The organism is Corynebacterium nasicanis (assembly GCF_042658165.1).
GTDB lineage: Bacteria > Actinomycetota > Actinomycetes > Mycobacteriales > Mycobacteriaceae > Corynebacterium > Corynebacterium nasicanis.
This window is the reverse complement of record NZ_JBHSQE010000003.1, coordinates 25,729-50,526: the sequence shown is the minus strand read 5'-3', so window position 1 is coordinate 50,526 and position 24,798 is coordinate 25,729. Positions and strand designations below refer to the sequence as shown.

The 24,798-nt window shown below is 70.0% G+C and carries 22 protein-coding genes, 1 tRNA gene and 1 pseudogene; 17 read left to right on the top strand and 7 right to left on the bottom strand.

Annotation, left to right across the window (positions count from 1 at the left end):
• Positions 1 to 77 precede the first annotated feature (77 nt).
• From ACFPUZ_RS04785 to ACFPUZ_RS04770, 4 genes are all read left to right on the top strand, one after another.
• Positions 78 to 611 carry a PadR family transcriptional regulator gene (locus tag ACFPUZ_RS04785; protein WP_377000419.1) on the top strand — a complete coding sequence of 178 codons (534 nt, stop codon included), beginning with the start codon at positions 78 to 80 and terminating at the stop codon, positions 609 to 611.
• Position 612: 1 nt separating this feature from the next.
• Positions 613 to 1,314 carry an ABC transporter ATP-binding protein gene (locus tag ACFPUZ_RS04780; protein WP_377000417.1) on the top strand — a complete coding sequence of 234 codons (702 nt, stop codon included), beginning with the start codon at positions 613 to 615 and terminating at the stop codon, positions 1,312 to 1,314.
• Entirely contained in the window at positions 1,311 to 3,938 is a 2,628-nt protein-coding gene (locus tag ACFPUZ_RS04775; protein ID WP_377000415.1) for an FtsX-like permease family protein, read from the top strand. Before ACFPUZ_RS04780 ends, ACFPUZ_RS04775 begins: the two co-directional genes overlap by 4 nt.
• A 217-nt stretch (positions 3,939 to 4,155) precedes the next feature.
• A complete protein-coding gene (locus tag ACFPUZ_RS04770; RefSeq protein ID WP_377000414.1) occupies positions 4,156 to 4,911 on the top strand; it encodes a M23 family metallopeptidase in 756 nt (251 codons plus the stop codon).
• Here the strand turns inward: ACFPUZ_RS04770 and pcrA are convergent, their stop codons facing one another.
• A complete protein-coding gene (gene pcrA, locus ACFPUZ_RS04765; RefSeq protein WP_377000412.1) occupies positions 4,912 to 7,239 on the bottom strand; it encodes a DNA helicase PcrA in 2,328 nt (775 codons plus the stop codon).
• Positions 7,240 to 7,295: 56 nt separating this feature from the next.
• Here pcrA and ACFPUZ_RS04760 point away from each other — a divergent pair, with 56 nt between their 5' ends.
• The 3 genes from ACFPUZ_RS04760 to ACFPUZ_RS04750 are packed head-to-tail and all read left to right on the top strand — an operon-like array spanning position 7,296 to position 8,421.
• Entirely contained in the window at positions 7,296 to 7,601 is a 306-nt protein-coding gene (locus ACFPUZ_RS04760; RefSeq protein ID WP_377000410.1) for a chorismate mutase, read from the top strand.
• The gene (locus ACFPUZ_RS04755) at positions 7,594 to 7,800 is read left to right on the top strand and encodes a hypothetical protein (RefSeq protein ID WP_377000408.1); all 207 of its coding nucleotides are present in this window, start codon (positions 7,594 to 7,596) and stop codon (positions 7,798 to 7,800) included. The genes ACFPUZ_RS04760 and ACFPUZ_RS04755 overlap by 8 nt, the downstream gene beginning before the upstream one ends.
• A gap of 6 nt (positions 7,801 to 7,806) precedes the next feature.
• The gene (locus ACFPUZ_RS04750) at positions 7,807 to 8,421 is read left to right on the top strand and encodes a class I SAM-dependent methyltransferase (protein WP_377000406.1); all 615 of its coding nucleotides are present in this window, start codon (positions 7,807 to 7,809) and stop codon (positions 8,419 to 8,421) included.
• On the opposite strand, the gene ACFPUZ_RS04745 is transcribed toward ACFPUZ_RS04750, so the two are convergent.
• Both ACFPUZ_RS04745 and ACFPUZ_RS04740 read right to left on the bottom strand, forming a co-directional pair.
• Positions 8,402 to 9,862, bottom strand: a complete 1,461-nt coding sequence (locus ACFPUZ_RS04745; protein WP_377000404.1) for an NAD-dependent succinate-semialdehyde dehydrogenase — start codon at positions 9,860 to 9,862, stop codon at positions 8,402 to 8,404. The two genes, ACFPUZ_RS04750 and ACFPUZ_RS04745, sit on opposite strands and share 20 nt — an antisense overlap.
• A complete protein-coding gene (locus ACFPUZ_RS04740) occupies positions 9,862 to 10,167 on the bottom strand; it encodes an antibiotic biosynthesis monooxygenase family protein (RefSeq protein WP_377000402.1) in 306 nt (101 codons plus the stop codon). Before ACFPUZ_RS04740 ends, ACFPUZ_RS04745 begins: the two co-directional genes overlap by 1 nt.
• Before the next feature lie 93 nt (positions 10,168 to 10,260).
• On the opposite strand from ACFPUZ_RS04740, the gene pgi reads away from it, so the two are divergent.
• The 3 genes from pgi to ACFPUZ_RS04725 all read left to right on the top strand — a co-directional run bounded on the left by pgi (position 10,261) and on the right by ACFPUZ_RS04725 (position 14,698).
• Positions 10,261 to 11,898, top strand: a complete 1,638-nt coding sequence (pgi, locus tag ACFPUZ_RS04735) for a glucose-6-phosphate isomerase (RefSeq protein ID WP_377000401.1) — start codon at positions 10,261 to 10,263, stop codon at positions 11,896 to 11,898.
• Positions 11,899 to 11,963: 65 nt separating this feature from the next.
• Entirely contained in the window at positions 11,964 to 13,448 is a 1,485-nt protein-coding gene (locus tag ACFPUZ_RS04730; RefSeq protein WP_377000399.1) for a glutamate-cysteine ligase family protein, read from the top strand.
• 116 nt (positions 13,449 to 13,564) lie between these two features.
• Entirely contained in the window at positions 13,565 to 14,698 is a 1,134-nt protein-coding gene (locus ACFPUZ_RS04725; protein ID WP_377000397.1) for an HNH endonuclease signature motif containing protein, read from the top strand.
• An 18-nt stretch (positions 14,699 to 14,716) separates the two neighbouring features.
• On the opposite strand, the gene ACFPUZ_RS04720 is transcribed toward ACFPUZ_RS04725, so the two are convergent.
• Positions 14,717 to 15,130, bottom strand: coding sequence for a YccF domain-containing protein (locus ACFPUZ_RS04720; protein ID WP_377000395.1), 414 nt, complete (start codon positions 15,128 to 15,130; stop codon positions 14,717 to 14,719).
• A 40-nt stretch (positions 15,131 to 15,170) separates the two neighbouring features.
• Between ACFPUZ_RS04720 and ACFPUZ_RS04715 the strand changes: the two genes are divergently transcribed.
• The gene (locus ACFPUZ_RS04715; protein WP_377000393.1) at positions 15,171 to 15,686 is read left to right on the top strand and encodes a DUF1707 SHOCT-like domain-containing protein; all 516 of its coding nucleotides are present in this window, start codon (positions 15,171 to 15,173) and stop codon (positions 15,684 to 15,686) included.
• Between the two features lie 16 nt (positions 15,687 to 15,702).
• Positions 15,703 to 16,353, top strand: coding sequence for a DedA family protein (locus ACFPUZ_RS04710; protein WP_377000391.1), 651 nt, complete (start codon positions 15,703 to 15,705; stop codon positions 16,351 to 16,353).
• Here the strand turns inward: ACFPUZ_RS04710 and ACFPUZ_RS04705 are convergent.
• Together ACFPUZ_RS04705 and ACFPUZ_RS04700 are read right to left on the bottom strand one after the other, a co-directional pair.
• A pseudogene (locus ACFPUZ_RS04705) lies at positions 16,325 to 17,086 on the bottom strand (DNA-formamidopyrimidine glycosylase family protein); the annotation flags it as partial. The gene ACFPUZ_RS04710 and the pseudogene ACFPUZ_RS04705 sit on opposite strands and share 29 nt — an antisense overlap.
• A gap of 153 nt (positions 17,087 to 17,239) precedes the next feature.
• Positions 17,240 to 21,760: an ATP-dependent helicase gene (locus ACFPUZ_RS04700; protein ID WP_377000389.1), complete on the bottom strand. Its 4,521-nt coding sequence runs from the start codon at positions 21,758 to 21,760 to the stop codon at positions 17,240 to 17,242.
• Positions 21,761 to 21,794: 34 nt separating this feature from the next.
• On the opposite strand from ACFPUZ_RS04700, the gene ACFPUZ_RS04695 reads away from it, so the two are divergent.
• Genes ACFPUZ_RS04695 through ACFPUZ_RS04680 form a run of 4 tightly spaced genes read left to right on the top strand, consistent with a single transcriptional unit; the run spans position 21,795 to position 24,164 of the window.
• Positions 21,795 to 22,553, top strand: coding sequence for a 3'(2'),5'-bisphosphate nucleotidase CysQ (locus tag ACFPUZ_RS04695; protein ID WP_377000387.1), 759 nt, complete (start codon positions 21,795 to 21,797; stop codon positions 22,551 to 22,553).
• 10 nt (positions 22,554 to 22,563) lie between these two features.
• Complete coding sequence (locus tag ACFPUZ_RS04690) at positions 22,564 to 23,370, top strand: thymidylate synthase (RefSeq protein WP_377000385.1); 807 nt, start codon at positions 22,564 to 22,566, stop codon at positions 23,368 to 23,370.
• Positions 23,370 to 23,909, top strand: coding sequence for a dihydrofolate reductase (locus ACFPUZ_RS04685; RefSeq protein ID WP_377000383.1), 540 nt, complete (start codon positions 23,370 to 23,372; stop codon positions 23,907 to 23,909). The genes ACFPUZ_RS04690 and ACFPUZ_RS04685 overlap by 1 nt, the downstream gene beginning before the upstream one ends.
• A complete protein-coding gene (locus ACFPUZ_RS04680) occupies positions 23,910 to 24,164 on the top strand; it encodes a mycoredoxin (RefSeq protein ID WP_377000381.1) in 255 nt (84 codons plus the stop codon).
• On the opposite strand, the gene ACFPUZ_RS04675 is transcribed toward ACFPUZ_RS04680, so the two are convergent.
• Positions 24,161 to 24,457 carry a cg0963 family protein gene (locus tag ACFPUZ_RS04675; protein ID WP_377000379.1) on the bottom strand — a complete coding sequence of 99 codons (297 nt, stop codon included), beginning with the start codon at positions 24,455 to 24,457 and terminating at the stop codon, positions 24,161 to 24,163. The two genes, ACFPUZ_RS04680 and ACFPUZ_RS04675, sit on opposite strands and share 4 nt — an antisense overlap.
• 106 nt (positions 24,458 to 24,563) lie before the next feature.
• On the opposite strand from ACFPUZ_RS04675, the gene ACFPUZ_RS04670 reads away from it, so the two are divergent.
• Positions 24,564 to 24,639, top strand: a tRNA-Arg gene (locus tag ACFPUZ_RS04670).
• The last annotated feature ends 159 nt before the right edge of the window (positions 24,640 to 24,798 follow it).

Sequence of the window (24,798 nt, the reverse complement as noted above, 5' to 3'; positions counted from 1 at the left end):
GCAGGTTACCCAGTAACCTGACATTCAAGGTTACCGGGTAACCTGCTCGGCACCGTCCCCCACCGCAAGGAACCGCCATGTCCATCAAGCACTCGCTTCTCGCGCTGCTGACCGTCGGACCATCGTCCGCCAGCCAGCTGCAGCAGCAGTTCAGCGACCGGACGCAGGCCGTCTGGCCCCTCAACATCGGCCAGGTCACGCAGACCCTGGCCCGCCTGGAACGCGACGGCCTCATCGAGGTCGCCGGCTCCATCACCGGAGCCAACAATCGCCCCGCCGAGACCTACCAGCTCACCCCCGCCGGCCGGGAGCTTCTCGACGCCTGGTGGGCCGAGCCCGTCCACCGCCCCGCCACCGAGCGGGACGAACTGGTCATCAAGGTCTCGCTCGGCGCGCACGACCCCGGCATCAACCTCATCGCCCTGCTCGACCGCCAGCGCCGCTCCACCATCCACCAGCTCCGGGAGCTCAACCGCGCCTCCCGGGCCCTGGCCGACACCCGTTCCGCCGAGCGCCTGCAGGTGGAACGCCGCATCTTCGACCTGGAGGCCGAGGCCCGCTGGCTCGACCGCGTCGAGGCCCTCACCAACCCGACACCCAAGGAGTCCTGACATGTCCCCCTCTTCTCCTGCTCCCCTGGAGCTGCAGAACGTCTCCTGTGTGTTCGGCTCCGGCCCGCGGCGGGTGGTCGCACTCGAGGACGTCTCCCTCACCCTGGAACCCGGCGAGCTCGTCGCTGTCATGGGACCCTCCGGGTCCGGCAAGTCGACGCTGCTCAACGTCGCGGGACTGCTGCAGACGCCGACCTCCGGCCGGGTGCTTATCGACGGCGTCGACGCCGCCGACCTCACCCCCACCCGTTCCGCCCTCCTGCGCCGCTCCCGGATCGGGCTCATTTTCCAGCATTACAACCTCGTGCCCACCCTCACCGTCGGGGAGAACGTCTCCCTGCCCCTGGAACTCGACGGCCTGAGCCCGGAGCAGTGTCGGGAGGCAGCCCGCATCGCGCTGCTCGAGGTCGGCCTCGAGGGGCTGGACTCCCGCTTCCCCGAGGAGATCTCCGGCGGCCAGGCGCAGCGCGCGGCCATCGCCCGGGCGCTCATCGGCGAGCGCACCGTGCTGCTCGCCGACGAACCCACCGGCGCGCTCGACACCACCACCGGCGATGCCGTCCTGCGCATCCTCCGCGAGCGTGTCGACGAGGGCGCCGCCGGCATGATCGTCACCCACGAGCCCCGCTTCGCCGCCTGGGCGGACCGCGTCATAGTGGTCCGCGACGGCCGCCTCATCGACGAGGGGAGTGATCTGTCATGAGGGCCCTACTCGCCGCCACCCGCCCCACCCGGCGCGACATCACCCGTCACCCCTGGCGCATCCTGGCCGCCGTGCTGCTCATCGCGCTGCCGGTGTTCGCCGGAACCTGGCTGTGGTCCCACGGTTACTCCGAGGAGCAGGCGACCCGGTCGCTGGAACAGCGCACCGAGGCCCAGCTCATCGGCGGCTCCTGCACCCAGAGCATCGACGGCACCGCCTCCGACTGCACGCCCTCCGCGCAACCGGCCACGGTGACGCAGCAGGAACTGCTCGCCGCGCACCTGCCGGAGGGCTTCACGGCGGAAATGCGCTACCAGGACTGGGGCACGGGGTCCCATGACGGGAAGCAGATCCACCTCGCGGTCCAGCAGCGCGCCTCCGGCCGCATGCCGCCCCCGGGGCAGATCTGGCTGACCAGCGCCGCGGCGGATGCGCTCCACGTCCGCGCAGGCGACACCATCACCTACTCCCCGCAGGGCTCCCGCCCGGATGTGGAGCTGCGCGTCGCGGGCACCATGCCCGGCTACACCTCCGTCGTGGCCGAACCGGCCCTCCTCGCCCCCGCGGATCTGCTCAACGAGCCGGAGATGCCCGGCTCCGCCACGTGGTCGATCACCGGCCCCACCGCGTTCACCTGGCAGGACGTCCAGGCCCTCAACGCGGTCGGATTCACCGTGCGCGCACAGGATGTCATCGACAATCCCCCGCCGACGGAAGAGATCGACCCCGCCTTCCGCTACCAGGGGTACCTCTACCCCACGCCCACCACCGACTGGTCCGTCCAGATTGTCACCGTCGCCGGAATACTGCTCGTCGGCCTGCTGGCGCTGCTGCTCATCGCGCCGGTGTTCACCATCGCCACCTCCCGGATGGCCCGCAACTTCGCCCTCATGAGCTCGCAGGGTGCCACCCCGTGGCACATCCGCCTGGCGGTGCTGGCCTACGGCCTGTCCGCAGGAGTCATCGGTGCCACACTCGGCGCCGTCCTCGGTGTCGGCGCGGCCGCGGTGACGTGGTTCCTCCACTACCCCACCTGGAGCTTCGCCGTGCCCTGGCTAGGCGTGCTCGGACTGTGGGCGGCCGCGGTCCTCGGCTCGACGCTCGCCTCGCTCCTGCCGGCGGTGGTGGCCGCGCGGGCGTCGATAAGCGCGGGCGTGCAGGGGGCCGCCCCCGACCGGCTGCTGACCTGGCGGCCGTGGATGGCGCTCGGCCCCGTCGGGCTCCTGCTGCTCGGGCTCGGCGTGTTCGGGGCGCGGTTCTTCGTCGCCGCGACCACTCTGCAGTTCTGGTCGCCGCTGCTCGCCCTGGTCACGGTGATTCTCATCGCCGCCAGCGCACCGGCGGTGGTGTGGGGGCTGGGGCGCCTGGGCGCGCGTGCCCCGCTGCCGACGCGGTTGGCGCTCCGCGACGCCGGGCGCCAGTCCATGCGCAGCGTGCCCGCACTGGCGGCCATCATCGCGGTGCTGGCCATCGCCGTCGGGGTGCAGACCCACCTGGCGTCGGAAGAGGCCCGCGAGCAGGCTCTCTACGCTGCCACCTACCGGGGCTCGGCGATGCTGCTCGCGCCGGACATCGATCCGGAGACGGCCCCCGACGAGCGGAGCATCGAGGAGGTCGTCGCCACCGCTCAACAGGCGGTGGGCCCCTCCCAGCGCATCGATCTGCGGGGTGTCCGTTTCGATCCCGAATCCGCCGGCCAGCGGGAGATCTTCCTCGGGTCGATGACCTGCGATTCCCCGGATGACAGCTCGATGTGCCTGTACCTGGCGCGCGAGGACCGCGTCACCGGCCCCTTCGAGCTCTTCGGCGGCTCACTCTTCGAGGCCTCCCCGGAGGCCCTCGACCTCTTCCTGCTCGACGACGCCGCCCGCAGCCGCGCCCTGGCGGCGTTGGACACCCCGGGGATCCTCGTGCCCGTCAACTTCCCGGCCAGCGAGCTGCCGGTGCGGGAGGTCGAATTCAACCATGAGGTCGGCGACCTCGACGTCCACTCCGAGACGGTCCTGCCCACCATCCCGGTCCTGCCGGAGCTGGCCCCGACAATGCTGCTCACGCCCCCGGCCCTGCGCGAGGTCGGCGCCAGCTCGGACTACCTGGGGACGGTGCTGCTCACCGAGCAGCCGCTGTCTGCCGGGCAGCGCCAGGAGATCGCGCGGCAGACCTCGGAGGACACGGTGGGCACCATGATCTCCTTCACCCCCCTGAGCCCGCTGTCGGGCTGGTGGTCCGTGGCCCTGGCGGGCACCCTCGGCCTCGGCGTGCTCGTCGTGGTCACCCTCGTGCAGGCCCTGTCCTGGCAGAGTGTCCGCCGCCAGTTCGCGCTTCTCGACGCCATCGGCGCCCCGCCCGGCCTTCCGTCCCAGGTCTCCGGCGCCTTCTCCGGCCTGCTCGCCCTGGCGGGCACGGTGTGCGGCGTGGCCGCAGGCACCCTCGGCGCGTGGCTGCTCACCTCCACGACGCAGCTGCACTCCTCCGGCGCGGTGCTTTCCACCGGCACGGCAGGGTACTTCCTCCCCGACTGGCGGATGCAGCTCATTCTGCTGGTGCTCACCCCGGTGGCGACGTGGGCGGTCGGCTCCCTGTTCCACCGGCGGCTCGGCGAGTTGGAGTACCGCGAGACGTAGAAGGACCCCACCCGCCGGAATCACCCCCGCAGCGCTCACCCCATAGCTTTACTGGAGTCACACTATTCACACCAGTAACACGGGGTCTGAGCTGCGGGGATCCGCCGATTCTCCCCCATTCGCCGCGCCGACCTGCGGTTTCCTCCGTTGCCGTCCCGCCCTGCCCCCGGTACTTTTGACTCGATCTCAGAATTGCTCTCTACCAAAGGCAGGACGCATGCTCTCACGCACCGGAATCACGGCCACGCTCCTCACCGCCGCACTGGCCGCCGGCGTCATCGCACCCCCGGCCCACGCCCGGGAGGCCTCCTTCCAGGTGACCGGGGAAGGCGTCAACGGCGCCGACCTCAACGACCTCATCACCGCACTCACCGCGGCGGGCAAGATCGCCGAGGGCGTCAACAACGCCGCCCCGAGCGAGACGACCCCCGAAGGCAGCTCCGACCTCAAGGTCATCCTCGACCCGCTGAGCGCCATCCTCGATTCTCTCTCCATCGTCTCCTCCGACGAGCTGGGACTCGACCTGCGGGACATCATCCCCGCCCAGCGCATGTCCCCCGTCCGCGGCCAGACCGCCGACGGCGCCACCGTCGTCTTCCCCACCTCCGGACGCTTCACCTCCGGCTACGGCGCCCGCTGGGGCGCGCAGCACGAGGGCATCGACATCGCCGACCCGATCGGCACCCCGGTCCTGGCGGTCATGGACGGCGAGGTCATCTCCGCCGGCGGCGCCAACGGCTTCGGCAAGTGGGTGCGTCTGCGCCACAGCGACGGCTCCATCTCCGTCTACGGGCACGTCAACACCATCCACGTCGCCGTCGGTCAGCGCGTGACCGCCGGCGAGCAGATCGCCACCATCGGCAACGAGGGCGAATCGACCGGCCCGCACCTGCACTTCGAGATCCGCCCCGGTGGCGGCGCCCCGGTCAACCCCGTCGACTGGTTCGCCACCCGCGGCATCAACGTCCGCTGATCACAGCTTCTCCATCGGCACCCCGCCGATGAGCATGAGCCGCACCTTGCCGGCGGAACCGAAGTCGATGGTCACGGTCGCGCGCGCTCCGGACCCGTCCGCGGCGATGACCGTGCCCAGGCCGTACTTGTCGTGGTTGACCCGGTCCCCCACCGTCAGGTGCAGGTTGTTGTTCTTCGGCCGCGCCTTCGGCAGGGTCGGGGCCGCCGGGGCAGCAGAGGTGCTGCGCTGCGGCGTCGACCGCCCCCAGGAACTGCCGCCGCCGTAGCCGCCGGATCCCCAGGAGGACTCCGGCTCCTCGCGCCGCCAGTCCACCAGCTCCGCGGGCACCTCCGCCAGGAAACGGCTCGGCGGGTTGGTCATCGGGTTGCCCCAGGAGGAACGCAGCATCGCCCGCGTGAGGTAGAGCTGCTCGCGGGCCCGGGTGATGCCCACGTAGGCCAGGCGCCGCTCCTCCGCCAGCTCCGCCGGATCCCCCAGCGCCCGCAGGTGCGGGAACTGCCCGTCCTCCCAGCCGGTGAGAAAGACCACCGGGAACTCCAGGCCCTTTGCGGTGTGCAGCGTCATGAGGGTGACCACGCCCTGCTCGTTGTCGGGGATCTGGTCCGCGTCGGCCACCAGCGAGACCTTCTCCAGGAAGGCCTGCAGGGACCCCGGCTCCGGCTCCCCCTCGTCGAGGGAGAACTCCCCGCCGTCCATCTCCGCGTAGGCCACCTGCATCGCCGCCTCCGAGGAGAACTCGCGGGCCACTGAGACGAGCTCGTTGAGGTTGTCCAGGCGCGCCCCGTCCTGCGGGTCGTTGCTCGCCTCGAGCTGCTCGCGGTAGCCGGTGGCGTCGAGAATGCGGGAGATGAGCTCGCCGATGTCCAGGCCCGGCATCTCCGCGCGCAGGCCGTCCATCATCTCGACGAACGCCACGATCGCGTTGCGACCCCGGGCGTTGAGCAGGGTGACCTTGTCCGCCACGACGTCGGACAGCCCCTGCCCGAAGGAGATGCCATGACCCTCGGCGTGGACGGCGACCATCGCCTGCGCGCGGTCACCGATGCCGCGGCGCGGGGTGTTGATGATGCGCCGCAGGCTGACGGTGTCGTCCGGATTCTCCAGGACGCGCAGGTAGGCGACGATGTCACGGATCTCCGCGCGCTCGTAGAAGCGGGTGCCGCCGACCACCTTGTAGGGGATGCCCGCCCGGATGAACACCTCCTCCAGCGCACGGGAGGCGTTGTTGGTGCGGTACATCACCGCCATGTCGCTGTAGGAACGCCCGCGGTCGGCCAGAGCGTCGATCTCCCCGGCGATGAACCGGGCCTCGTCGTGCTCGTTGTCGGAGACGTAGCCGATGATCTGCTGCCCCTCCCCCAGCGCCGTCCACAGCTTCTTCTCCCGCCGCCCGTCATTGCGCGAGATGACCGCGTTAGCGGCGTTGAGGATCGTCTGCGTCGAGCGGTAATTCTGCTCGAGCAGGATGGTGCGGGCCTGCGGATAGTCCCGCTCGAATTCCTCGATGTTGCGGATCGTCGCCCCGCGGAACGCGTAGATCGACTGGTCCGAATCACCCACCACGCACAGCTCCGGGGCGTCCGGCCCGGTGCCGACGAGCGTGGCTACGAGCATGTACTGGGCGTGGTTGGTGTCCTGGTATTCGTCGATGAGCACGTGCCGGAAACGGCGCCGGTAATGATCGACCACCTGCGGATGCTGCTGGAAGATCCGCACCACCTCGCCGATGAGGTCGTCGAAGTCCACCGCATTCGCCGCCCGGAGACGACGCTGATAGTCCGCGTACACCTCCGCCACCGTCATGTCGAAGGGGTTGCGGACCGCCTGGGAGTCCGCAGCTGCGGACTCCGGCGAGATGAGTTCGTTCTTGAGGTTCGAGATCGCGTTCGCCAGCACGCGCGCGGTGAACTTCTTCAGGTCCAGCCCGCGATCCTTCGCGATCATCCCCAGCAGCCGCCGCGAATCGTCCGCATCATAGATGGTGAAATTGGTGTTCAGCCCCGGCACGAGCTGCGCCTGCTGACGCAGGATGCGCACGCACACGGAGTGGAACGTGGACACCCACATCCGCTCCGCCACCGGGCCCACCAAACCCGTGACTCGCTCCCGCATCTCGGCCGCGGCCTTGTTGGTGAACGTGATCGCCAGGATCTCCCACGGCGCCACCCCCCGCTCGCGCATGAGGTGCGCGATCCGCCGCGTGAGCACTGCCGTCTTGCCCGAACCGGCACCCGCGACGATGAGCAACGGGGAGCCGGAATGCTCGACCGCCGCCTTCTGCTGTTCGTTGAGTCCGAGGGTGAGATCAGTGGAGGTTTCCTGCATGGCTAACAACCTACTAGTAGGCCCCGACATATCCCCTCCGTGGCACAATGGCTGCCATGACAGATGCCGCCGACCACTTCGAGATCCGCATGCCCACCGGCACCGATGACCCGCTGTCCGACGCGGAGATCCAGCAGTACCGCCAGGAGATCGACCGCCTCGACCGCGTCATCCTCGACGCCGTCAAGCGCCGTACCGAGGTCTCCCGCGCCATCGGCAAGACCCGCATGGGCTCGGGCGGCACCCGCCTCGTGCACACCCGCGAATTGGCCATCATCAACCAGTTCCGCGAGGAGCTCGGCCCCGAGGGCCCGGAGATCGCCAAGGCACTCCTGCAGCTGGGGCGCGGCCGACTTGGCTGACCTGCTGGTCACCACCTGGTTCGTCGCCGATCCTTCGCTTATCGACGCCGCCGCCGAGCTCTACGCCGCCCGCGTCGCCGCCCTCCCGGCCACGCACGAGGAGGCCGTGCGCCAGCAGCTCTTCTTCTGCGACCCCACCGAGCGTGACCCCTTCCCCGGCTTCCAGACTCATGTGGAGCTCAGGCGCTGCCGAGCCTGACAGGAGGTGCCCGTGGAGCACTACTGGAATCACAACACCGCCTATCACCCGTGGATCCTGTCCATCGTCGCCGAGCGGCCTCGGTCCCGCGTGCTCGATGTCGGGTGCGGTGACGGTCTTCTCCTGGCACGGCTCGCCCCGCTGGCCGGCACCATCGTCGGCCTCGAGCCCGACCCCGCGACCGCCCGCGCGGCCGCGGCCCGTCTCGCCCATCTTCCTCACGCGCGCGTCGAGAAGCAGACCCTCGAGGAGCACACCCCCTCAGCGCCCTACGACATCATCATCTTCGTCGCCAGCCTCCACCACATGGATCTCGGCGCCGCCCTGTCCCGGGCCCGGGAGCTGCTCATCCCCGGCGGTGAGCTGCTGGTCGTCGGGCTGTCCGCCAATCGCAGTGTGTTCGACTGGCTCGTCTCGGCGGTGCAGGTCCTGCCCGTCCGCCTCGGATCCTGGCTGCACCGTGAGGCCCGCGACATCGGCGTGCCGGTGGCCGCGGCCCGCGAGAGTATCGCCGAGATCCGGGCCACCGCGCGCACGATCCTCCCCGGCGCGCGCCTCCGGCGCGGCCTTTACTACCGCTATCTGCTGCGCTGGCGGAAACCTACAACGGCAGCGAGATGAACTTCGGCTCGAGGTACTCGTGGATGCCCTCGAAGCCACCTTCACGGCCGATGCCGGATTCCTTGACGCCGCCGAAGGGGGCCGCCGGGTCGGACAGCGCCCCCTTGTTCACGGCGACCATGCCGGCCTCGATGCGCTCGGCCAGGCCCAGGGCGCGGTCGAGATTTTCGCTGAACAGGTAGGCGGCGAGGCCGAAGGGGGTGTTGTTCGCCTTGGCGATGGCCTCGTCGTCGGTGTCGAAGGTGCTCACCGCCAGGACGGGGCCGAAGATCTCGGTCGAGAGGATCTCGGCGCTGGCGGGGATGTCGGTGAGCACGGTCGTCGGAAAGTAGAAGCCTCCCGCGGGGAGCCCGGACGGCAGTGCACCGCCCAGGGGGCGGGACGCGCCGCGGGAGAGGGCGTCGTCGACAAGCGAGGTGACCGTCTCCAGCTGATCGGCGCCGGAGAGCGGGCCGTAGGTGACGCCTTCGTCGGTGCCGCGGCCGAGGCGGAAACCCTCCATGACCTGCACGGCCTTCGCGACGAACTCCTCCTGCACCGCCGAGTGGACGAGGAAGCGGTTGGCGGCGATGCACACCTGCCCGGCGCCGCGCATCTTCGCCACGGCGACGGCCTCGGCGGCGACGTCGAGGTCCGCGTCCTCGCACACGATGTAGGGGGCGTTACCGCCGAGCTCGAGGGAGACGCGCAGGGAACGCCCGGCTGCCTTCGCAGCGAGCATCTGGCCGACCTCGGTGGAGCCGGTGAAGGTGAGTTTGCGCAGGCGGGGGTCGTCGAGAAGCGCGGAGACCCGCGCGGACGAGGAGGTCGGCAGGACGGCGAGCACCCCGTCCGGCAACCCGGCCTCCTGCAGGAGCTGCGCCAGATACAGCATGGTCAGCGGCGTCTTCGAGGCCGGTTTGACGATCATCGTGCACCCCGCCGCCAGGGCCGGGGCGATCTTGCGAGCCCCCATGGCCAGCGGGAAGTTCCACGGCGTGATGGCCAGACACGGCCCGACCGGTTGATGGTGGACGATGAGGCGGGCGTTGCCGGCCGGGCTGTGGCGGTAGTCGCCCCGCACGCGCACCGCTTCTTCGGCGAACCAGCGGAAGAACTCGGCGCCGTAGGACACCTCGGCGCGGGAATCGGGCAGCGCCCGGCCCAACTCGGCGGACTGGAGGTAGGTCAACTCCTCCTCGTGGGACATGATGAGCTCGAAGGCGCGGCGCAGGATCTCGGAACGCTCCCGGGCGGGGGTCGCCGCCCACGACGGCTGCGCCGCGCAGGCGAGATCGAGCGCGCGGGCCACATCCGCCGAGGTAGCGGAGGCGACCTCCGTGAGCACGCGGCCGTCGGAGGGGTTGATCACCTCGAAGGTGCCGGCATCCGAGGCATCGACGAAGGCGCCGTCGAGAAAGAGGCCGCGCGGGGCGGTGCCGAGCAGGTCGTGCAGGTCCACTACTGCTCCGTGGAGTCGAGCACGACCTCGAATTCGAGCAGCGAGGCCCCGGTGGCGACCGGCTTGCGCTGCTCCCCGCCGTGGGCGGCGCGGGCCTCCCCGTCGCGCCAGGCGACGTAGGACTCCTCGTCCGCCCAGCGGGTGACCACGAAGTAGCGGTCCTCGCCGACGACGGGGCGCAGGAGCTGGAAGCCCTCGAAACCGGGCGACTGGTCGACGGCGTTCTTGCGGGCGGCGAAGCGCTCCTCGAGCTGCGGGCCGGCGCCTGCGGGCACGGAGATGGCGTTGATCTTGACGATGCTCATGGCGCCCATTGTGCCTGCTTCTCCGGCGGAAGTGGGCTGAGTTCACTACATTCGGAGGTGTTGCCAGTTTCCCCGCACTAAGGAGCCCCCGACATGGCCGACATCACCACCTCCGCTGAATGGCAGAACCTGGAGTCCGAGTTCGAACGCACCCAGGATCAGACCCTGCGGGAGCTGTTCGCCCAGGATCCGCAGCGGGCGGAGAAGTTCACCTTCGACGCCGCGGGACTCCACGTCGACCTGTCGAAGAACCTGCTTGACGACGCCGTCCTCGACGCCCTCGTCGCCCTCGCCAAGGAGGCGCAGCTCACCGACGCCATCGAGGCGATGTTCAACGGCGCGCACATCAACAACACCGAGGACCGCGCCGTCCTCCACACCGCCCTGCGCCTGCCGGTGGAAGAGGACCTCGAGGTCGACGGTCAGGACGTCGCCGCGGACGTCCACGAGGTGCTCGGCCGCATGCGCGACTTCGCCTCCTCCCTCCGGGCCGGCACCTGGCTCGGGCACACCGGCCGCACCATCAAGAAGGTGGTCAACATCGGTATCGGCGGCTCCGACCTCGGCCCGGCCATGGCCGCCCAGGCGCTGCGCGCGTATGCCACCGCCGGCATCACCGCCGAGTTCGTCTCCAACGTCGACCCGGCCGACATGTCCGCCACCCTCGATGAGCTCGACCCGGAATCGACCCTGTTCATCATCGCCTCCAAGACCTTCACCACCCAGGAGACCCTCGCCAACGCCCACGCCGCGAAGCGCTGGCTGCTGGAGGCGTTCGACGGGGACGAGTCGGCCGTCGCGAAGCATTTCGTGGCGGTCTCCACGAACGCGGAGAAGGTCGCCGAGTTCGGCATCGACACGGCCAACATGTTCGGCTTCTGGGACTGGGTGGGCGGGCGTTACTCCGTCGACTCCGCCATCGGACTGTCGCTCATGGCCGTCATCGGCCCGCTCGACTTCATGCGCTTCCTCGAGGGCTTCCGGGCGATGGACGAGCACTTCCGCGCCACCCCCTTCGAGAAGAACGTCCCCGTCCTCATGGCCCTGCTCGGTGTCTGGTACGTCAACTTCTACGGCTTCGAGACCCACGCCGTGCTCCCCTACTCGCAGGATCTCGCCCGCTTCGCGGCCTACCTGCAGCAGCTGACCATGGAGTCCAACGGCAAGTCCGTCCGTCACGACGGCTCCGACGTCACCTACTTCACCGGGGAGATCTACTGGGGCGAGCCCGGCACCAACGGCCAGCACGCCTTCTACCAGCTCATGCACCAGGGCACCCGCGTCGTGCCGGCCGATTTCATCGGCTTCGCCCGCCCGAAGCAGGACCTTCCCACCGCCAGCGGCGAGGGCTCGATGCACGATCTGCTCATGGGCAACCTCTTCGCGCAGTCGAAGGTCCTGGCCTTCGGCAAGACGGCCGAGGAGATCTCCGCCGAGGGCGTCGCCGACGACCTGGTCACCCACAAGGTCATGCCGGGCAACCGCCCGTCCACGACGATCCTCGCCGAGGAGCTCACCCCCGCCGTGCTCGGCGCGCTCATCGCGCTCTACGAGCACATCACCTTCGTGCAGGGCGTCATCTGGGACATCAACTCCTTCGACCAGTGGGGTGTGGAGCTGGGCAAGCAGCAGGCCACCCAGCTGGCGGCCGCGGTCTCCGGCGCGGAGGACGTCGACTCCGGCGACTCCTCCACCGACGAGCTCGTGCGCTGGTACCGCTCGCACCGCTAGTTCCCGCGGGAATCGCTCCACCATAAGCCACCTTTCGGGCCCCTCCGGGGGCTAAGGTGCTTGTCATGGGCGACGCAGTTTCGACAGACACCTACACCCCGCATCAGCGCACGCGCTACCGCCAGCAGTTGAACAACGACCTCGAGGTCTTCGACCGGCATCTGCAGAAGGCGGAGTTCGGCAACCGGGGCACCATCGGCCTGGAGCTCGAACTCAACCTCGTCGACGAGGACATGCAGCCGGCGCGTAAGGCGCCGGAGGTCCTCGCACTGCTGGACGAGGAGTACCAGTCCGAGATCGGCATGTACAACGTCGAGATGAACCATCCGCCGTTGTCCGTCGAGGGCGACGGCCTGGCGCAGCTGCACGCCGGCATCAGCTCCCGGCTGGCCAAAGTCCGCGAGGCGGCCTCCCAGGTGGGGGCGCAGGTGGCGATGATCGGCACCCTGCCCACCGTCACTCCCGAGTTCCTCGCCGATCCCTCGTGGATGGTCCCGGAGAACCGCTACCGCGGCCTCAACAACGCCATCATGCAGAGCCGCGGCGAGCTGGTCCACATCGATCTGTCGAACGAGGAGGAGTGCCGCAAGGACTTCGACGACATCGCCCCCGAGTCCACCTGCACCTCCATGCAGCTGCACCTGCAGGTCCCCCCGGGGCGCTTCACCCACGCGTGGAACGCGGCGCAGGCCATGTCGTCCGTGCAGGTGGCGCTGGCCGCGAACTCCCCGCTCTTCCTCGGCCGCAAGCTGTGGCACGAGTCGCGGATCCCGGTGTTCCAGCAGGCCATCGACACCCGCACCCCGGAGCTGGTGGCGCAGGGCGTGCGCCCCCGCGTGTGGTTCGGCGAGCGGTGGATCACCTCCGTCTTCGACCTCTTCGAGGAGAACGTCCGCTACTTCTCGCCGCTGCTGCCCGAGGACCGCGGCGACGGTGGGGAACCCATCATCGAGGGCCAGTCCCCCACCCTCCACCACCTCAACCTGCACAACGGCACGGTGTGGCGCTGGAACCGCCCGATCTACGCCCCCGGCAAGCAGCGGGCGCACATCCGCGTCGAGAACCGCATCCTGCCCGCCGGGCCGACCGTCACCGACATCGTCGCCGACGCCGCCTTCTATTACGGCCTGGTGAAGTACCTCTCCTCGGAGACCCGCCCCGTGTGGTCGCGCCTCACCTTCGAGGCCGCCGAGCAGAACTTCTTCTACGGCGCGCGGGCCGGCATGTTCGCCCGCCTCGACTGGCCGACCCTCGGGCGTATCGACGTCGCCACCCTCGTCACCGACCACCTCCTCGAGCAGGCGCGCGAGGGGCTGCGCGCCCTCGACGTCGACGAGGACCTCGTCGCCCACTACCTCGGCATCATCGGCGAGCGCGCACGCACCCGCCAGAACGGGGCGATGTGGCAGCTGCGCACCCTCAAGTCCCTCACCCCGGCCGGCTCCACGCCCGATTCCCCCGAGCGCCGCGCCGCCCTGGCCGAGATGCTGCGCCGCTACCTGGCGAATCAGGCCACCGACGCGCCCGTGCACACCTGGCGTATCGGCTAGGGTTTGTCAACCGGTCGAGCGACCGGAAGGGCCGTTTCTGTGGATAGGTGGTCGTTGTCCACAGGCTGGCGAGACGCTTATCGACGCCCGCCTCGTTTCCGCCTACTCTCCGGGGCATGACGACGATCGCTGCGCTGGAGGCCCTGCGGGCCATGACGGTACTGGGGGAGATCTCCTCCGGCGCCGTCACGCGCGCTGATCTCGACCGCCTCGGCGTCCGCGACGGGCGGCTGTGGCAGAAGCTCTCCGCCATCTACTTCGGCTCGACCCGGCAGCGGAAGCTGCAGGCCGCCGCCCGCGCGGCGGGGGCGGAGTTGTCGCTGGATGCGGTGGCGGTGATCGAGAAGCACCTGCGGACCCTGCTGAGCGGCGGTGCCGTCACCGTGGAGGAACTCCGCGTCGAGCTGTGCGGGCTGCGGGGCACGGTGGCCGACATCGACCGCGCCGCCGCCGCCCGGGTACGCGACCACAACCGCAGCGTGCAGGACGCGGCGGCCAAGGCCTACGGAAAGCGGGCGCTGCGCGGCGGCAAGAACACCGACGGCCTCGGCATGCGGACACTCACCCTCACCTTGCCGGAGCGGCAGATCGCGGAGATCATCGCCACCCTGCTGCCCACCGCGGAGCAGGAGCGGGCGGCAGACAAGGCCCTCACCTACGAGCAGGCCATGGGCGACGCCGCCTACCGGCACCTGGTGTCCGGCTCCCCGGACGGCAGCCCGCCGCCGATGATCCCGCACGTGGTCATGGCCCTGCCCGATTACGCCGCAGTGCTGCGCCAGGAGGGGGACGAGACGATCTTCGCCCTCACCGACGGCACCACCATCACCGGCCAGGAGCTCGTGGAGCAGGAGATGTCCACCCACGGACTGGTGGGGCTTTATTCTCCGGTGACGGGCGGGATCAACCTCTACCGCGACGAGCGCTGCGCCAACTGGAAACAGCGCATGCTCCTGGCCGCCGAGACGATCCTCTGCCCGGCACCCGAGTGCACGACCCCCGCCACCCAGTGCCAGGCCCACCACCTCATCGCCTGGGCGGAGGGCGGGGAAACCAACCAGGCGAACCTGTCGATGGCCTGCCGGGTGCACAACGCGCGCAACGACGACAACCCCCACGCCCCGCCCCGGCACGGCCGACTCGAACGCCACCCCGGCGGCGTCGTGCACCTGCCGCCCGACGGCGGGCCACCCCGCACCAACATCCACCCCATCCGGCAGCTCTCCGCCCTGGCGCTCATCAACGCTTAAGGCGGGGCTTCGGCCTGCCTACAGGGTGACCATGGGCTCGTAGCCGAAGGGAATCTTGTCGGAGGCGACGATCTGCTTGCCGAAGGGGAAGCACGTCACCGGGATCATCTTGATGTTCGCCCACGCCAGCGGGAGACCGATGATGGTGACAGCCTGCGCGGCGGCGGTGGTCACGTGGCCGATGGCCAGCCACAGGCCGGCGACGACGAACCAGATGACGTTGCCCACCGTCGACATGCTGCCCACCCCGCCCCGCGGCTGGACGACCGAACGCCCGAAGGGGGCGAGGGCGTAGTTGGCCATACGGAAGGAGGCGACACCCGCCGGGATGGTGACCACGAGCAGGCAGGCCAGGATGCCGAAGAAGAGGTAGCCGGCGGCCAGCAGGAAACCGCCGGTGATGAACCAGATGATGTTGAGCAGGAGTTTCACAACCCCGAATCTACCGCGCACCGGCGTTATCATGGCGGGCATGGACGATAACCTGCGGCTCTCCGACCTCGAGCGCCTGAACGCCATGTCGACGCTGGCCTCGCATTTCACCGAAGGCCGCCTCGACGACGAGGAGTTCGACGCGCGTTCGCTGGCCATCTCCGAGGCGAAGACCCGCGGTGACCTGCAGCCGTTGTTCGCCGACCTGCCGGGGCAGGTGGGTGAGGCGCTGTCGGAGGGGAAGGCGCTCGTCGAGAAGCAGGACGCCGAGGTCGAACTCCGGGAGGTGCGGTCCCGGGGTGTGCAGGTGGAGAAATGGGACGCCGCGATCGGCAGTGTCACCCTCGCCCTGTTCTTCATCCTCATGTTCGTCTTCAACATCAGCTGGGCGTGGGTGGTCTGGCCGGTGATGGGCGCGGCGGTCATGATCCCCCGCGCCATCCACGGCTTCTCCGGCGCGGATGAGAAAGCCTATGAGGAGCTGAAGAAAGTGGAGGAAGAGGAGAGGAAAGAGCGCCTCAAGCGGGCCACGCGGAGGATGAAGGAGCTGGAGTAGGAGTAACGTCCTCCCCATGCTCACTGCGATCGTCGACTGGGTCGTCCGCCTCATGGAACTGCTGGGTGCGCCCGGCGTCGGCCTGGCCATCCTACTGGAGAATCTCTTTCCCCCGATCCCCTCGGAGGTGGTCCTGCCGCTGGCGGGCTTCACGGCCTCCCAGGGCGATCTCAACGTGTGGGCGGCCCTGGTGTGGGCGACGATTGGTTCAGTGGCCGGCGCGTTCCTGCTCTACGGGTTGGGGGCGGGTATCGGGGCGCCGCGGCTGCGGCAGATCGCGGACTGGATGTGGCTGGTGGAGCCGGAGGACGTCGATAAGGCGTTGGCGTGGTTCGACCGTTACGGGAAGTGGTCGGTGTTCTTCGGGCGGCTCATCCCGGGTATCCGTTCGCTCATCTCCATCCCGGCGGGTGTGGACCGCATGAGCCCGGTCTCTTTTGGTCTGATGACGCTGGCCGGTTCGGCACTGTGGAATTCGGTGCTCATCTATGCCGGGGTGGTTCTGGGCGACAATTATCACCTGGTGGAGAAATATGTCGGGGAGTATTCGACGGTGGTCTATGTCATCGTCGGTATCGGCCTGCTCGTGGTGTTCGGCCTGTTGGCACGACGGGCACGGCGACGTAATCAGCGGCGGAAGGCTGACATGCGGGGCACCACCAGATGATGCGTTCGCCCAGCCAGGCGCGCTGAATGGGGGTGCCGCAGCGGCGGCAGGGCCGGCCGTGGCGGCCGAAGACGTAGGTGGTCTCCCCGGCGCGGCGGACGCCGGTGGTCACCCGCACGGGGGAATCGCGGTTGGCCCACATGACGCGGCGGGTGATGTCGAGGATCTGGCGCACGTCGACCTCGTGGACGGGGCGCGCGGGGTGGACGCCGGCGAGGAAGCAGATTTCGGCGCGGTATTCGTTGCCCACGCCGGCGAGGTGGCGTTGCTCGAGCAGGGCCTCGCCGATCGAGGCGCCCGGGTCGGCCTCGATGCGCCGCTGCGCCTCCGCCGGGTCCCAGTCGCCGAGGACGTCGGGGCCGAGGTGGGCGATCTGCGCGTGATAGTCGTCGACGCCATGGACGCGGACGAATCCCAGGGAGTGGCCGACCACCTCGATGGGGTGGGGGTCGGCGAGGTGGAGGACGACGCGCGCGGTGTGGCCGGGTTTCCGCCAGCGCTGCCCGAGGCGGTGGACCGCCCAGGTGCCCTCCATCTTGAGGTGGGTGTGCAGGATCCGCTCCCCGATCTGCATGAACAGGTGCTTGCCGTAGGGCCAGACGCGCTCGACGGTGTCCCCGTCGAAGGTGTGCAGCGCCACCGACGGGACGCGCAGGGAGGTGTGGAGGACCTCGCGGCCGGTCATGAACTGCAGGCGGCGGGAGAGTTGGAGGACGGAGTCACCTTCGGGCACTCCTTCACGCTACCGCCACGGGACCCTGACCTGGTCTCGTGTCCCTGTCGACTCCGGCCGGGCCCCGTGGCTTTATTCCCCCCGGAAAGCAATAATGCCCGAGTTATGCGGCTGACACGGCTGTAGTTTCGCCCACCGCAGTGGACGGTGGGGTCAGTCGTCGAGAAGCTCGGTGACCCGCCGCCCCCGCACGGGGGTGCGCGGCGGGGCGGCCCTCCCGCCGAGGCGCGCGCCGCGCGGGCTTATCGACGCCCCCGCCTCCCGCAACGCCCCCAGGTACGGCGAATCGAAGACGGGCACGCCGTTGAGCTTTTCGACGGTGAGGTCGCGCCCACCCAGCGCCCTCACCACCAGCGGGAGGTGCTCGATGTCGAACACGGTGAGGGTCCGGCCCCCGCGGGTGAGGTGGGCGAGGAGGACGCCGTCGGCCAGCACGACAAGCGCTCCGGCGGCGCGGGAGGGGCCGCTCTCGGGCCAGGGCAGAGCCGCGCCATAAGGGTTAGCGGGGTCGGCGGCGGCCAGGACGTGGAGTTCGGGGTCGTGCAGGTCGGGGGGCAGCCCGTCGCCGTCGAGGCCGCGGAGCCGGTCGATGACCCCGGGGGTGGAGAACTGCGCCGCCCCCAGGCCCTCGATGAAGTAGCCGCGCATCGCCTTGCCGGATTCCTCGAAGCCGCTGAGCACCTTGTAGGCGAGGGCGAAGCCGCCGAGGACGTCCTCGGTGACCACGCTGCCGCGGGTGACCACGCCGTAGCGGTCGAGCCAGGTCTCGCCCTGGATGACGGAGCGGGTGGTGGCGTCCCGGCTGGGTGGGACGCTCAGCGCCCAGCGCCCGCCCATGTCGAGGGGCGGGCCGGAGCGCAGGCGGGAGCGGTTGGGGCGACGCCGGGCGCGGTGGGCGGTGGTGCCGCCGGTGGTGGCCAGGCGCGCGCGGATGGGGGCGAAGCCGTCGGGGCTGACGAGGCCCGCGTCGACCAGCCCCCACAGTGCTTCGCGCAGTTCGGCGGCGGTGACCATCTCCGACAGCGCGCGCTGCAGGTCAGCGAAGAGGAACCCGCCGCCCCGGCGCAGGATCTCCATGACCTGTTCCTGGATGAAGGTCAGCCCCGCGGGCTCGACGTCGGGGACGAGGTCGGCGGCGAGGTCGGCGGGCAGGAGCATGATCCAGGGGTCGCGCGCGGCGGCGGTCCCGGCCCCGACGATGAGGATCTCCCCGTTGGCGGTGAGCTCGTCGAGCAGGAGCGGATCGTAGTCGCGCACGCGCGCGGGCAGCACCACCGATTCCCAGGCGCTGGCCGGCAGCCGCACCCCGGCGAGCTGTTCGAGGGCGGCGAAGACCCCGTCGGCCCCGCGCAGGGGTCCGCCGATCTGGTGCCAGTCGATGAGGAAGCGCGCGTAGGTGGCGCCGATGACGGGGCGGGTGGCGGCGCGCGCCGCCGCGAGGGAGCGCCGCCGGATGACGGTGAGCACCTCGGCGGCGCAGTACTCCTGCTCGTCGATGCCCTGGCGGAAGTGGCCGTCGACGAGGCGGGCGTCGCTAAGCAGCGGTTGGAGGGCGTTGTGGGCGGCGCTGACGGCGAGCCCGAAGGCGTCCGCCAGGTCGCGCAGGACGAAGGGGCCGCGGGTGCGCACCCACCGGGAGACGAGCTGCTCGAGGGCGTCGATGATGGTCTCCACCTGGGCGGGCACCCCGGGCGGGACGGGGATACCCAGGCCGTCGCGGAGCAGGGGGGCGTCGAGGGTCTGGGCGAGGTGTTCCCGCCCGCCGATGCGCACCACCATGACGCGGTCGCCGAGGGGCTCCCAGGCGACGTCGACCTCGGAGAGCGGGAGGGGGCCGAGGCGTCGCAATGCATCGGCGAGTTCCTCCGGGGTGCGGGGCGGCCGGCGCAGCGAGGCGTGGACGTCGGCGATGATCTCGGGATCGAGCAGTTCCCGCAGCTCGACGGTGCCCAGCAGCTTGGCCAGCAGCGAGGGGTCCAGCGCCAGCGCCGCCGCGCGCTTCTCCGCCAGGGGCGAATCGCCCTCGTACATGAAGGCCCCGGTGTAGTTGAACAGCAGCGAGGAGGCGAAGGGGCTGGGCTGTTCGGTGGTGACCTCGGAGATGCGTACCCGCCGCAGCGCCAGGTCGCGGCACACCTCGGTAAGCGCCGGCAGATCGTAGACGTCCTGGAGGCATTCGCGGACGGTCTCCAGGATGATGGGAAAGCTGGGGTACTTCCGTGCCACGTCGAGCAGCTGCGCCGCGCGCTGCCGCTGTTGCCACAGCGGGGCCCGCTTGCCGGGGTGGCGGCGCGGCAGCAGCAGGGCCCGCGCCGCGCACTCGCGGAAGCGGGAGGCGAACAGCGCCGACCCGCCGACCTGTTCGGTGACGAGGTCGCCGATGTCGTCGGCGTCGAAAAGAAAGAGGGAGGCGTCCGGGTCGGCCTCCCCCTCGGGCAGGCGCAGGACGATGCCGTCGTCGCCGGCGACGGCCTGGGCGTCCATGCCGGTGCGTTCGGCGATCCGGGCCCCCACCGCCAGGGCCCACGCCGCGTTGACGCCGCGGCCGAAGGGGGTGTGCAGCACGACGCGCCAGTCCCCCAGCTCGTCCCGGAAGCGCTCGAGGACCAGGGTCTGCTCGTCGGGCACCACCCCGGTGGCCTCCTCCTGTTCGGCGAGGAAGGCGCTGAGGTTGCCGCGCGCGTGCGCGTCGAGGTCATGGACGATGGTGGGGTCGGCGTGGACGGCGCGTCGATAAGCTCCGAGGGCGCGGCCCAGCTCGTAGGGCCGGCCGGCGGCGTCGCCGGTCCAGAAGGGCAGGCGGCCGGTGTGGCCGGGCGCGGGGCTGACCAGCACCTGGTCGCGGGTGATGTCCTCGATGCGCCAGCTGGAGGCGCCGAGGGTGAACACGTCGCCCACGCGGGACTCGTAGACCATCTCCTCGTCGAGTTCGCCCACCCGGCGCGGCGCCCCCTCCCCGCCGAGGAGGAAGACGCCGAACATGCCGCGGTCGGGGATGGTGCCGCCCGAGGTGACCGCCACCCGCTGCGCGCCGGGCCGGGCCGTCAGCCGCCCGGACACCCGGTCGAAGACCACCCGTGGGCGCAGTTCCGCGAAATCCGTCGAGGGGTAGACGCCCGAGACGAGGTCGATGACCGCGTCGAAGACATCCCGGGCCAGCTCGCGGTAGGGCCAGGCCCGGCACACGGTGTGGTACCACTCCTCCACGTCGAGGTCCTCCACCGCGACGGCGGCGACCGTCTGCTGGGCCAGCACGTCGAGGGGGTTGGCGGGGACGTGGAGTTCCTCGATGAGCCCGGCGCGCATCCGCGCCACGGTCACCGCCGCCTGGACCAGGTCAGCGCGGTGTTTGGGGTAGAAGGAGCCGTGGCTCACCGCGCCGACGGAGTGCCCGGCGCGCCCCACCCGCTGCAGCCCGGAGGCCACCGAGGGCGGCGACTCCACCTGCACGACGAGGTCGACGGCACCCATGTCGATGCCCAACTCCAGGGAGCTGGTGGCCACCACCGCGCGCAGGGAGCCCTCCTTGAGCATCTGCTCGGTGAGCGCGCGCTCGTCCTTCGACACGGAGCCGTGGTGGGCGCGGGCGATGAGCGGCGGCGCGGCACCGGCCACGTCGGCGGAGGCCATGATCTGGGCGGGCGGGCGGCGCGTCGGCGGTGAGAGCGCCTCGGGATCGTGTTCCGCGGCGTAGATCTCGTTGAGTCGGCTGGTGAGTCGCTCCGCCGTCCGGCGGGAGTTGACGAACACCAGCGTCGAACGGTGCTCCATCACCTGCGCGTAGACGTCCTTCTCGATGTACGGCCAGATCGACTTCTGCTGCGGCAGCGCCGATTCCCCGCTGAGCCCGAGCTGGTCGTCGATGGTGGCCTCCCCGATCGTCGACCCCGCTTCCGGGACCGGCAGGTCGGACATGTCCTCCACGCCGACGTGCACCTGCAGCTCCCACTCCTTCACCGCGGGCGGGGCGATGATCTCCACGGGCCGGTCGCCGCCGAGGAAGTGGGCCACGGTCGACAGGGGCCGCACCGTCGCCGAGAGGCCGATGCGCTGGAAGCCGCCGGTGATCCGGGCCAGCCGCTCCAGGGTGAGCGCCAGGTGCACCCCGCGCTTAGTGCCGGCGAGCGCGTGGATCTCGTCGACGATGACCGTCTCCACACCCGCCAGCACGCCCGCCGCCTTGGAGGTGAGCATGAGGTAGGCCGATTCGGGCGTCGTGATGAGGATGTCCGGCGGGCGCCGCAGCTGCCGCGCCCGCTCGGCCGGCGGGGTGTCGCCGGAGCGCACGCCGACGGTGATGTCGGGCACATCCAGGCCGAGGCGCTGCGCCACGCGGGCGATGCCGTTGAGTGGGGCCCGCAGGTTGTTCTCCACGTCGACGCCCAGCGCCTTGAGCGGGGAGATGTAGAGGACCTTCACTCCCCCGTCGCTTCTCGACGCCCCCTTCTCCCCCACCGGCAGAGCCAGCTGCCCCTCGCGTTCCACCAGGTTGTTCAGTGCCCAGAGGAAGGCGGCGAGGGTCTTGCCGGAGCCCGTCGGGGCGACCACCAGGGCATGGTCGCCTGCGGAGATCGCCGACCACGCGGCCTCCTGCACGGGGGTGGGGGCGGCGAAGACCTCCTCGAACCAGGTGGCCACCTGCGGGCGGAACCTCTCGAGGATGCTTCTGGTCATGCCCAACTCTAACCCGCGCGGTAAAGTCGGGTTCATGACTGTTCACCTTGATGACGCCCGCCTCACCCACCTTCTCGCACAGGGGACGGGCGAGATTCTCAAGGGTGTCCGCAACGTCGGCGCCCTGCGCGGCCGCAATCTCGGTGACGCCGGGGACGACCTGGCCCAGAACTGGATCGCCCGCGTCCTGGAGCAGCACCGCCCGGAGGACGGCTTCCTCTCCGAGGAGATGGCCGACAACCCGGAGCGGCTGGAGAAGAACCGCGTGTGGATCATCGATCCGCTCGACGGCACCAAGGAGTTCGCCACCGGGCGCCAGGACTGGGCGGTGCACATCGCCCTCGTCGAGGACGGCCTGCCGACCCACGCGGCCGTCGGCCTGCCGGACCTGGGTGTGGTCTTCAGCTCCGCCGAGTCCCGCATGGTCAGCGGCCCCTACGCCAAGAAGATCGCCGTCTCCCACAACCGCCCGCCGGAGGTGGCCCTCCACATCGCGCGCGAGCTCGGGTTCGAGACCGCGGCCATCGGTTCCGCCGGCGCCAAGGCCATGCACGTCCTGCTCGGCGACTACGACGCCTACATCCACGCCGGCGGCCAGTACGAGTGGGATTCCGCCGCGCCCGTGGGTGTGGCCCGGGCCGCGGGCCTGCACTGCTCGCGCCTCGACGGCACCGCGTTGACGTACAACAACAAGGACACCTACCTGCCGGACATCCTCATCTGCCGCCCCGAGCTGGCCTCGGAGATCCTGTCCATGGCCGCCGCCTTCCACGCGGAGCACGGCCACTACTAAGGTGGTCGGCATGACCGACTCCATCCCCACCCCCTACGAGGACCTCCTCGCCGAGATTCTCGAGCAGGGCTCCCCGAAGGGGGACCGCACCGGCACGGGCACCCTCAGCGTGTTCGGCCGGCAGTTGCGCTACAACCTGGCTGATTCCTTCCCGCTGCTGACCACGAAGAAGGTCCACCTCCACTCGGTCGTCGGGGAGCTGCTGTGGTTCCTGCGCGGTGACTCCAACGTGCGGTGGCTGCAGGACAACAACATCCGCATCTGGAACGAGTGGGCGGACGCGGACGGCGAGCTCGGCCCCGTCTACGGCGTGCAGTGGCGTTCCTGGCCCACCCCCGACGGGGCGCACGTCGACCAGATCGCCGGCGCCCTGCGCACCCTGCAGGAGAACCCGGATTCGCGCCGCAACCTCGTCTCGGCGTGGAACGTCGCGGAGCTCGACGACATGGCGCTACTGCCCTGCCATCTGCTCTTCCAGCTCTACGTCGTCGACGGCCGCCTGTCCATGCAGGTCTACCAGCGCTCCGCCGACATGTTCCTCGGCGTGCCCTTCAACATCGCCTCCTACGCCCTGCTCACGCACATGTTCGCGCAGCAGGCGGGGCTGGAGGTCGGCGAGCTCATCTGGACGGGCGGGGACTGCCACATCTACAACGACCACCTCCCGCAGGTGCGCGAGCAGCTCTCCCGGCAGGCGCGCCCCTACCCGCAGCTGGAGCTGCGCCCGGCGGCGGACATGTTCAGCTACACCTTCGACGACGTCATCGTCCACGGCTACGACCCGCACCCGGTGATTCGGGCCCGGGTCTCGGTCTGATGGCCGTCCTCGGCGCGATCTGGGCGCAGTCCCTCGACGGCATCATCGGCGACGGCGCGGGCATGCCCTGGCACGTGCCGGAGGATCTCGCGCACTTCCGCGAGGTCACCGACGGCCACCCCGTCATCATGGGGCGCCGGACCTGGCTCAGCCTGCCGGAGCGCTTCCGCCCGCTGCCCGGCCGCGAGAACCTCATCCTCTCCACCCGGGAGCCCGGCGAGTGGTCGGCCGGCGGCCGCGTCGTCGACGAGCTCCCGCTTATCGACGCCCCCCTCGCCTGGATCATGGGCGGCGGCCAGGTCTACTCCGCGACCATCGACGACTGCGACGTCCTGGTGGTCACCCTCATCGGCGTGCAGCTGGGCGACGCCCTCCGCGAGCGCGCCGTCTACGCCCCGGAGATCCCCGCCGACATGGGGCTGGTGTCCGACTCCGGGTGGCAGGTGTCCGATAATGGACGCCTCACCCTGGGCCCCGAGCCCAGCGATCTCCCCCTGCGCTACCGTTTCCTGCGCTACGAAAGAAAGAAGGCGGCCTGAATGTCCGAGAACCACGTCACCATCTACGCCACCACGTGGTGCCCGTACTGCATCAATCTGACAAAGCGCCTCGACCGCACCGAGACGCCCTACGAGCTCATCGACGTCGAACTCGACGCCGAGGCCGCCGCCTGGGTCGAGTCCGTCAACGACGGCAACCGCGTCGTGCCCACCGTCCGTTACTCCGACGGCACGCACGCCACCAACCCGGAGGCCTCCGCGGTGCGCCGCAAGCTGGAGGAGCTGAGCTCCTAGTCCTCGTCTTCCTCACCGAAGAGCGCGACCATGTCTTCGGGCGACAGCGAGGCGTTGAGTCCGGCCAGCTCGAGAGAGTAGACCTGCTTGAGGTAGTGCTCGAGAACCCCGGCCAGCTGCTTCGCGTCGACCTTGTTGAGCAGCAGCAGACGCTTGGACGATCCCCCGGGGACCTGCTTGTCGATGGACAGCACCGGGACGCCATCCTTGGTCACGATCTCGGCGACGATGTCACGGCGCTGAACGTCGATGAAGGTCGGCTGGTTCTGGGCCACGGTGTGGTCCTTTCTCACTGGATTAGTCTGTTCCCTCCCAGGATAGTTGGCCCCGCGCCGGTTTCCGACACGTCCCCCACGTGCGGTACCCTCACCTATGGCGTGGATGACATTTCCGCCCCCTGCCCCAGTAGCTCAGTGGATAGAGCACGGCTCTCCTAAAGCCGGTGTCGGAGGTTCGATTCCTCTCTGGGGCGCCACTTGTCCAGTCACGTTCGCCGGTATCGGGGGTCGAATCGCGGCGATCATTTCTGGAGAGCCACCTCCGAGTTCCCCATGGTTTCCCTGGACAGCATGGCTCTCGCCCCTCCCTGTTGCTATTGTGACGATTGTTAGCATTGTGACAATCCCGGGAGTCC

Excerpts from the sequence above, each read along its gene's own strand:
- ACFPUZ_RS04715 (WP_377000393.1), top strand. The coding sequence starts at position 15,171 with ATGGACGATAACCTGCGGCTCTCCGACCTCGAGCGCCTGAACGCCATG.
- ACFPUZ_RS04785 (WP_377000419.1), top strand. The coding sequence starts at position 78 with ATGTCCATCAAGCACTCGCTTCTCGCGCTGCTGACCGTCGGACCATCG.
- ACFPUZ_RS04730 (WP_377000399.1), top strand. The coding sequence starts at position 11,964 with ATGGGCGACGCAGTTTCGACAGACACCTACACCCCGCATCAGCGCACG.
- pcrA (WP_377000412.1), bottom strand. The coding sequence starts at position 7,239 with ATGCAGGAAACCTCCACTGATCTCACCCTCGGACTCAACGAACAGCAG.
- ACFPUZ_RS04775 (WP_377000415.1), top strand. The coding sequence starts at position 1,311 with ATGAGGGCCCTACTCGCCGCCACCCGCCCCACCCGGCGCGACATCACC.
- pgi (WP_377000401.1), top strand. The coding sequence starts at position 10,261 with ATGGCCGACATCACCACCTCCGCTGAATGGCAGAACCTGGAGTCCGAG.
- ACFPUZ_RS04760 (WP_377000410.1), top strand. The coding sequence starts at position 7,296 with ATGACAGATGCCGCCGACCACTTCGAGATCCGCATGCCCACCGGCACC.
- ACFPUZ_RS04770 (WP_377000414.1), top strand. The coding sequence starts at position 4,156 with ATGCTCTCACGCACCGGAATCACGGCCACGCTCCTCACCGCCGCACTG.
- ACFPUZ_RS04710 (WP_377000391.1), top strand. The coding sequence starts at position 15,703 with ATGCTCACTGCGATCGTCGACTGGGTCGTCCGCCTCATGGAACTGCTG.
- ACFPUZ_RS04740 (WP_377000402.1), bottom strand. The coding sequence starts at position 10,167 with ATGAGCATCGTCAAGATCAACGCCATCTCCGTGCCCGCAGGCGCCGGC.
- ACFPUZ_RS04680 (WP_377000381.1), top strand. The coding sequence starts at position 23,910 with ATGTCCGAGAACCACGTCACCATCTACGCCACCACGTGGTGCCCGTAC.
- ACFPUZ_RS04725 (WP_377000397.1), top strand. The coding sequence starts at position 13,565 with ATGACGACGATCGCTGCGCTGGAGGCCCTGCGGGCCATGACGGTACTG.
- ACFPUZ_RS04690 (WP_377000385.1), top strand. The coding sequence starts at position 22,564 with ATGACCGACTCCATCCCCACCCCCTACGAGGACCTCCTCGCCGAGATT.
- ACFPUZ_RS04700 (WP_377000389.1), bottom strand. The coding sequence starts at position 21,760 with ATGACCAGAAGCATCCTCGAGAGGTTCCGCCCGCAGGTGGCCACCTGG.
- ACFPUZ_RS04695 (WP_377000387.1), top strand. The coding sequence starts at position 21,795 with ATGACTGTTCACCTTGATGACGCCCGCCTCACCCACCTTCTCGCACAG.
- ACFPUZ_RS04685 (WP_377000383.1), top strand. The coding sequence starts at position 23,370 with ATGGCCGTCCTCGGCGCGATCTGGGCGCAGTCCCTCGACGGCATCATC.
- ACFPUZ_RS04780 (WP_377000417.1), top strand. The coding sequence starts at position 613 with ATGTCCCCCTCTTCTCCTGCTCCCCTGGAGCTGCAGAACGTCTCCTGT.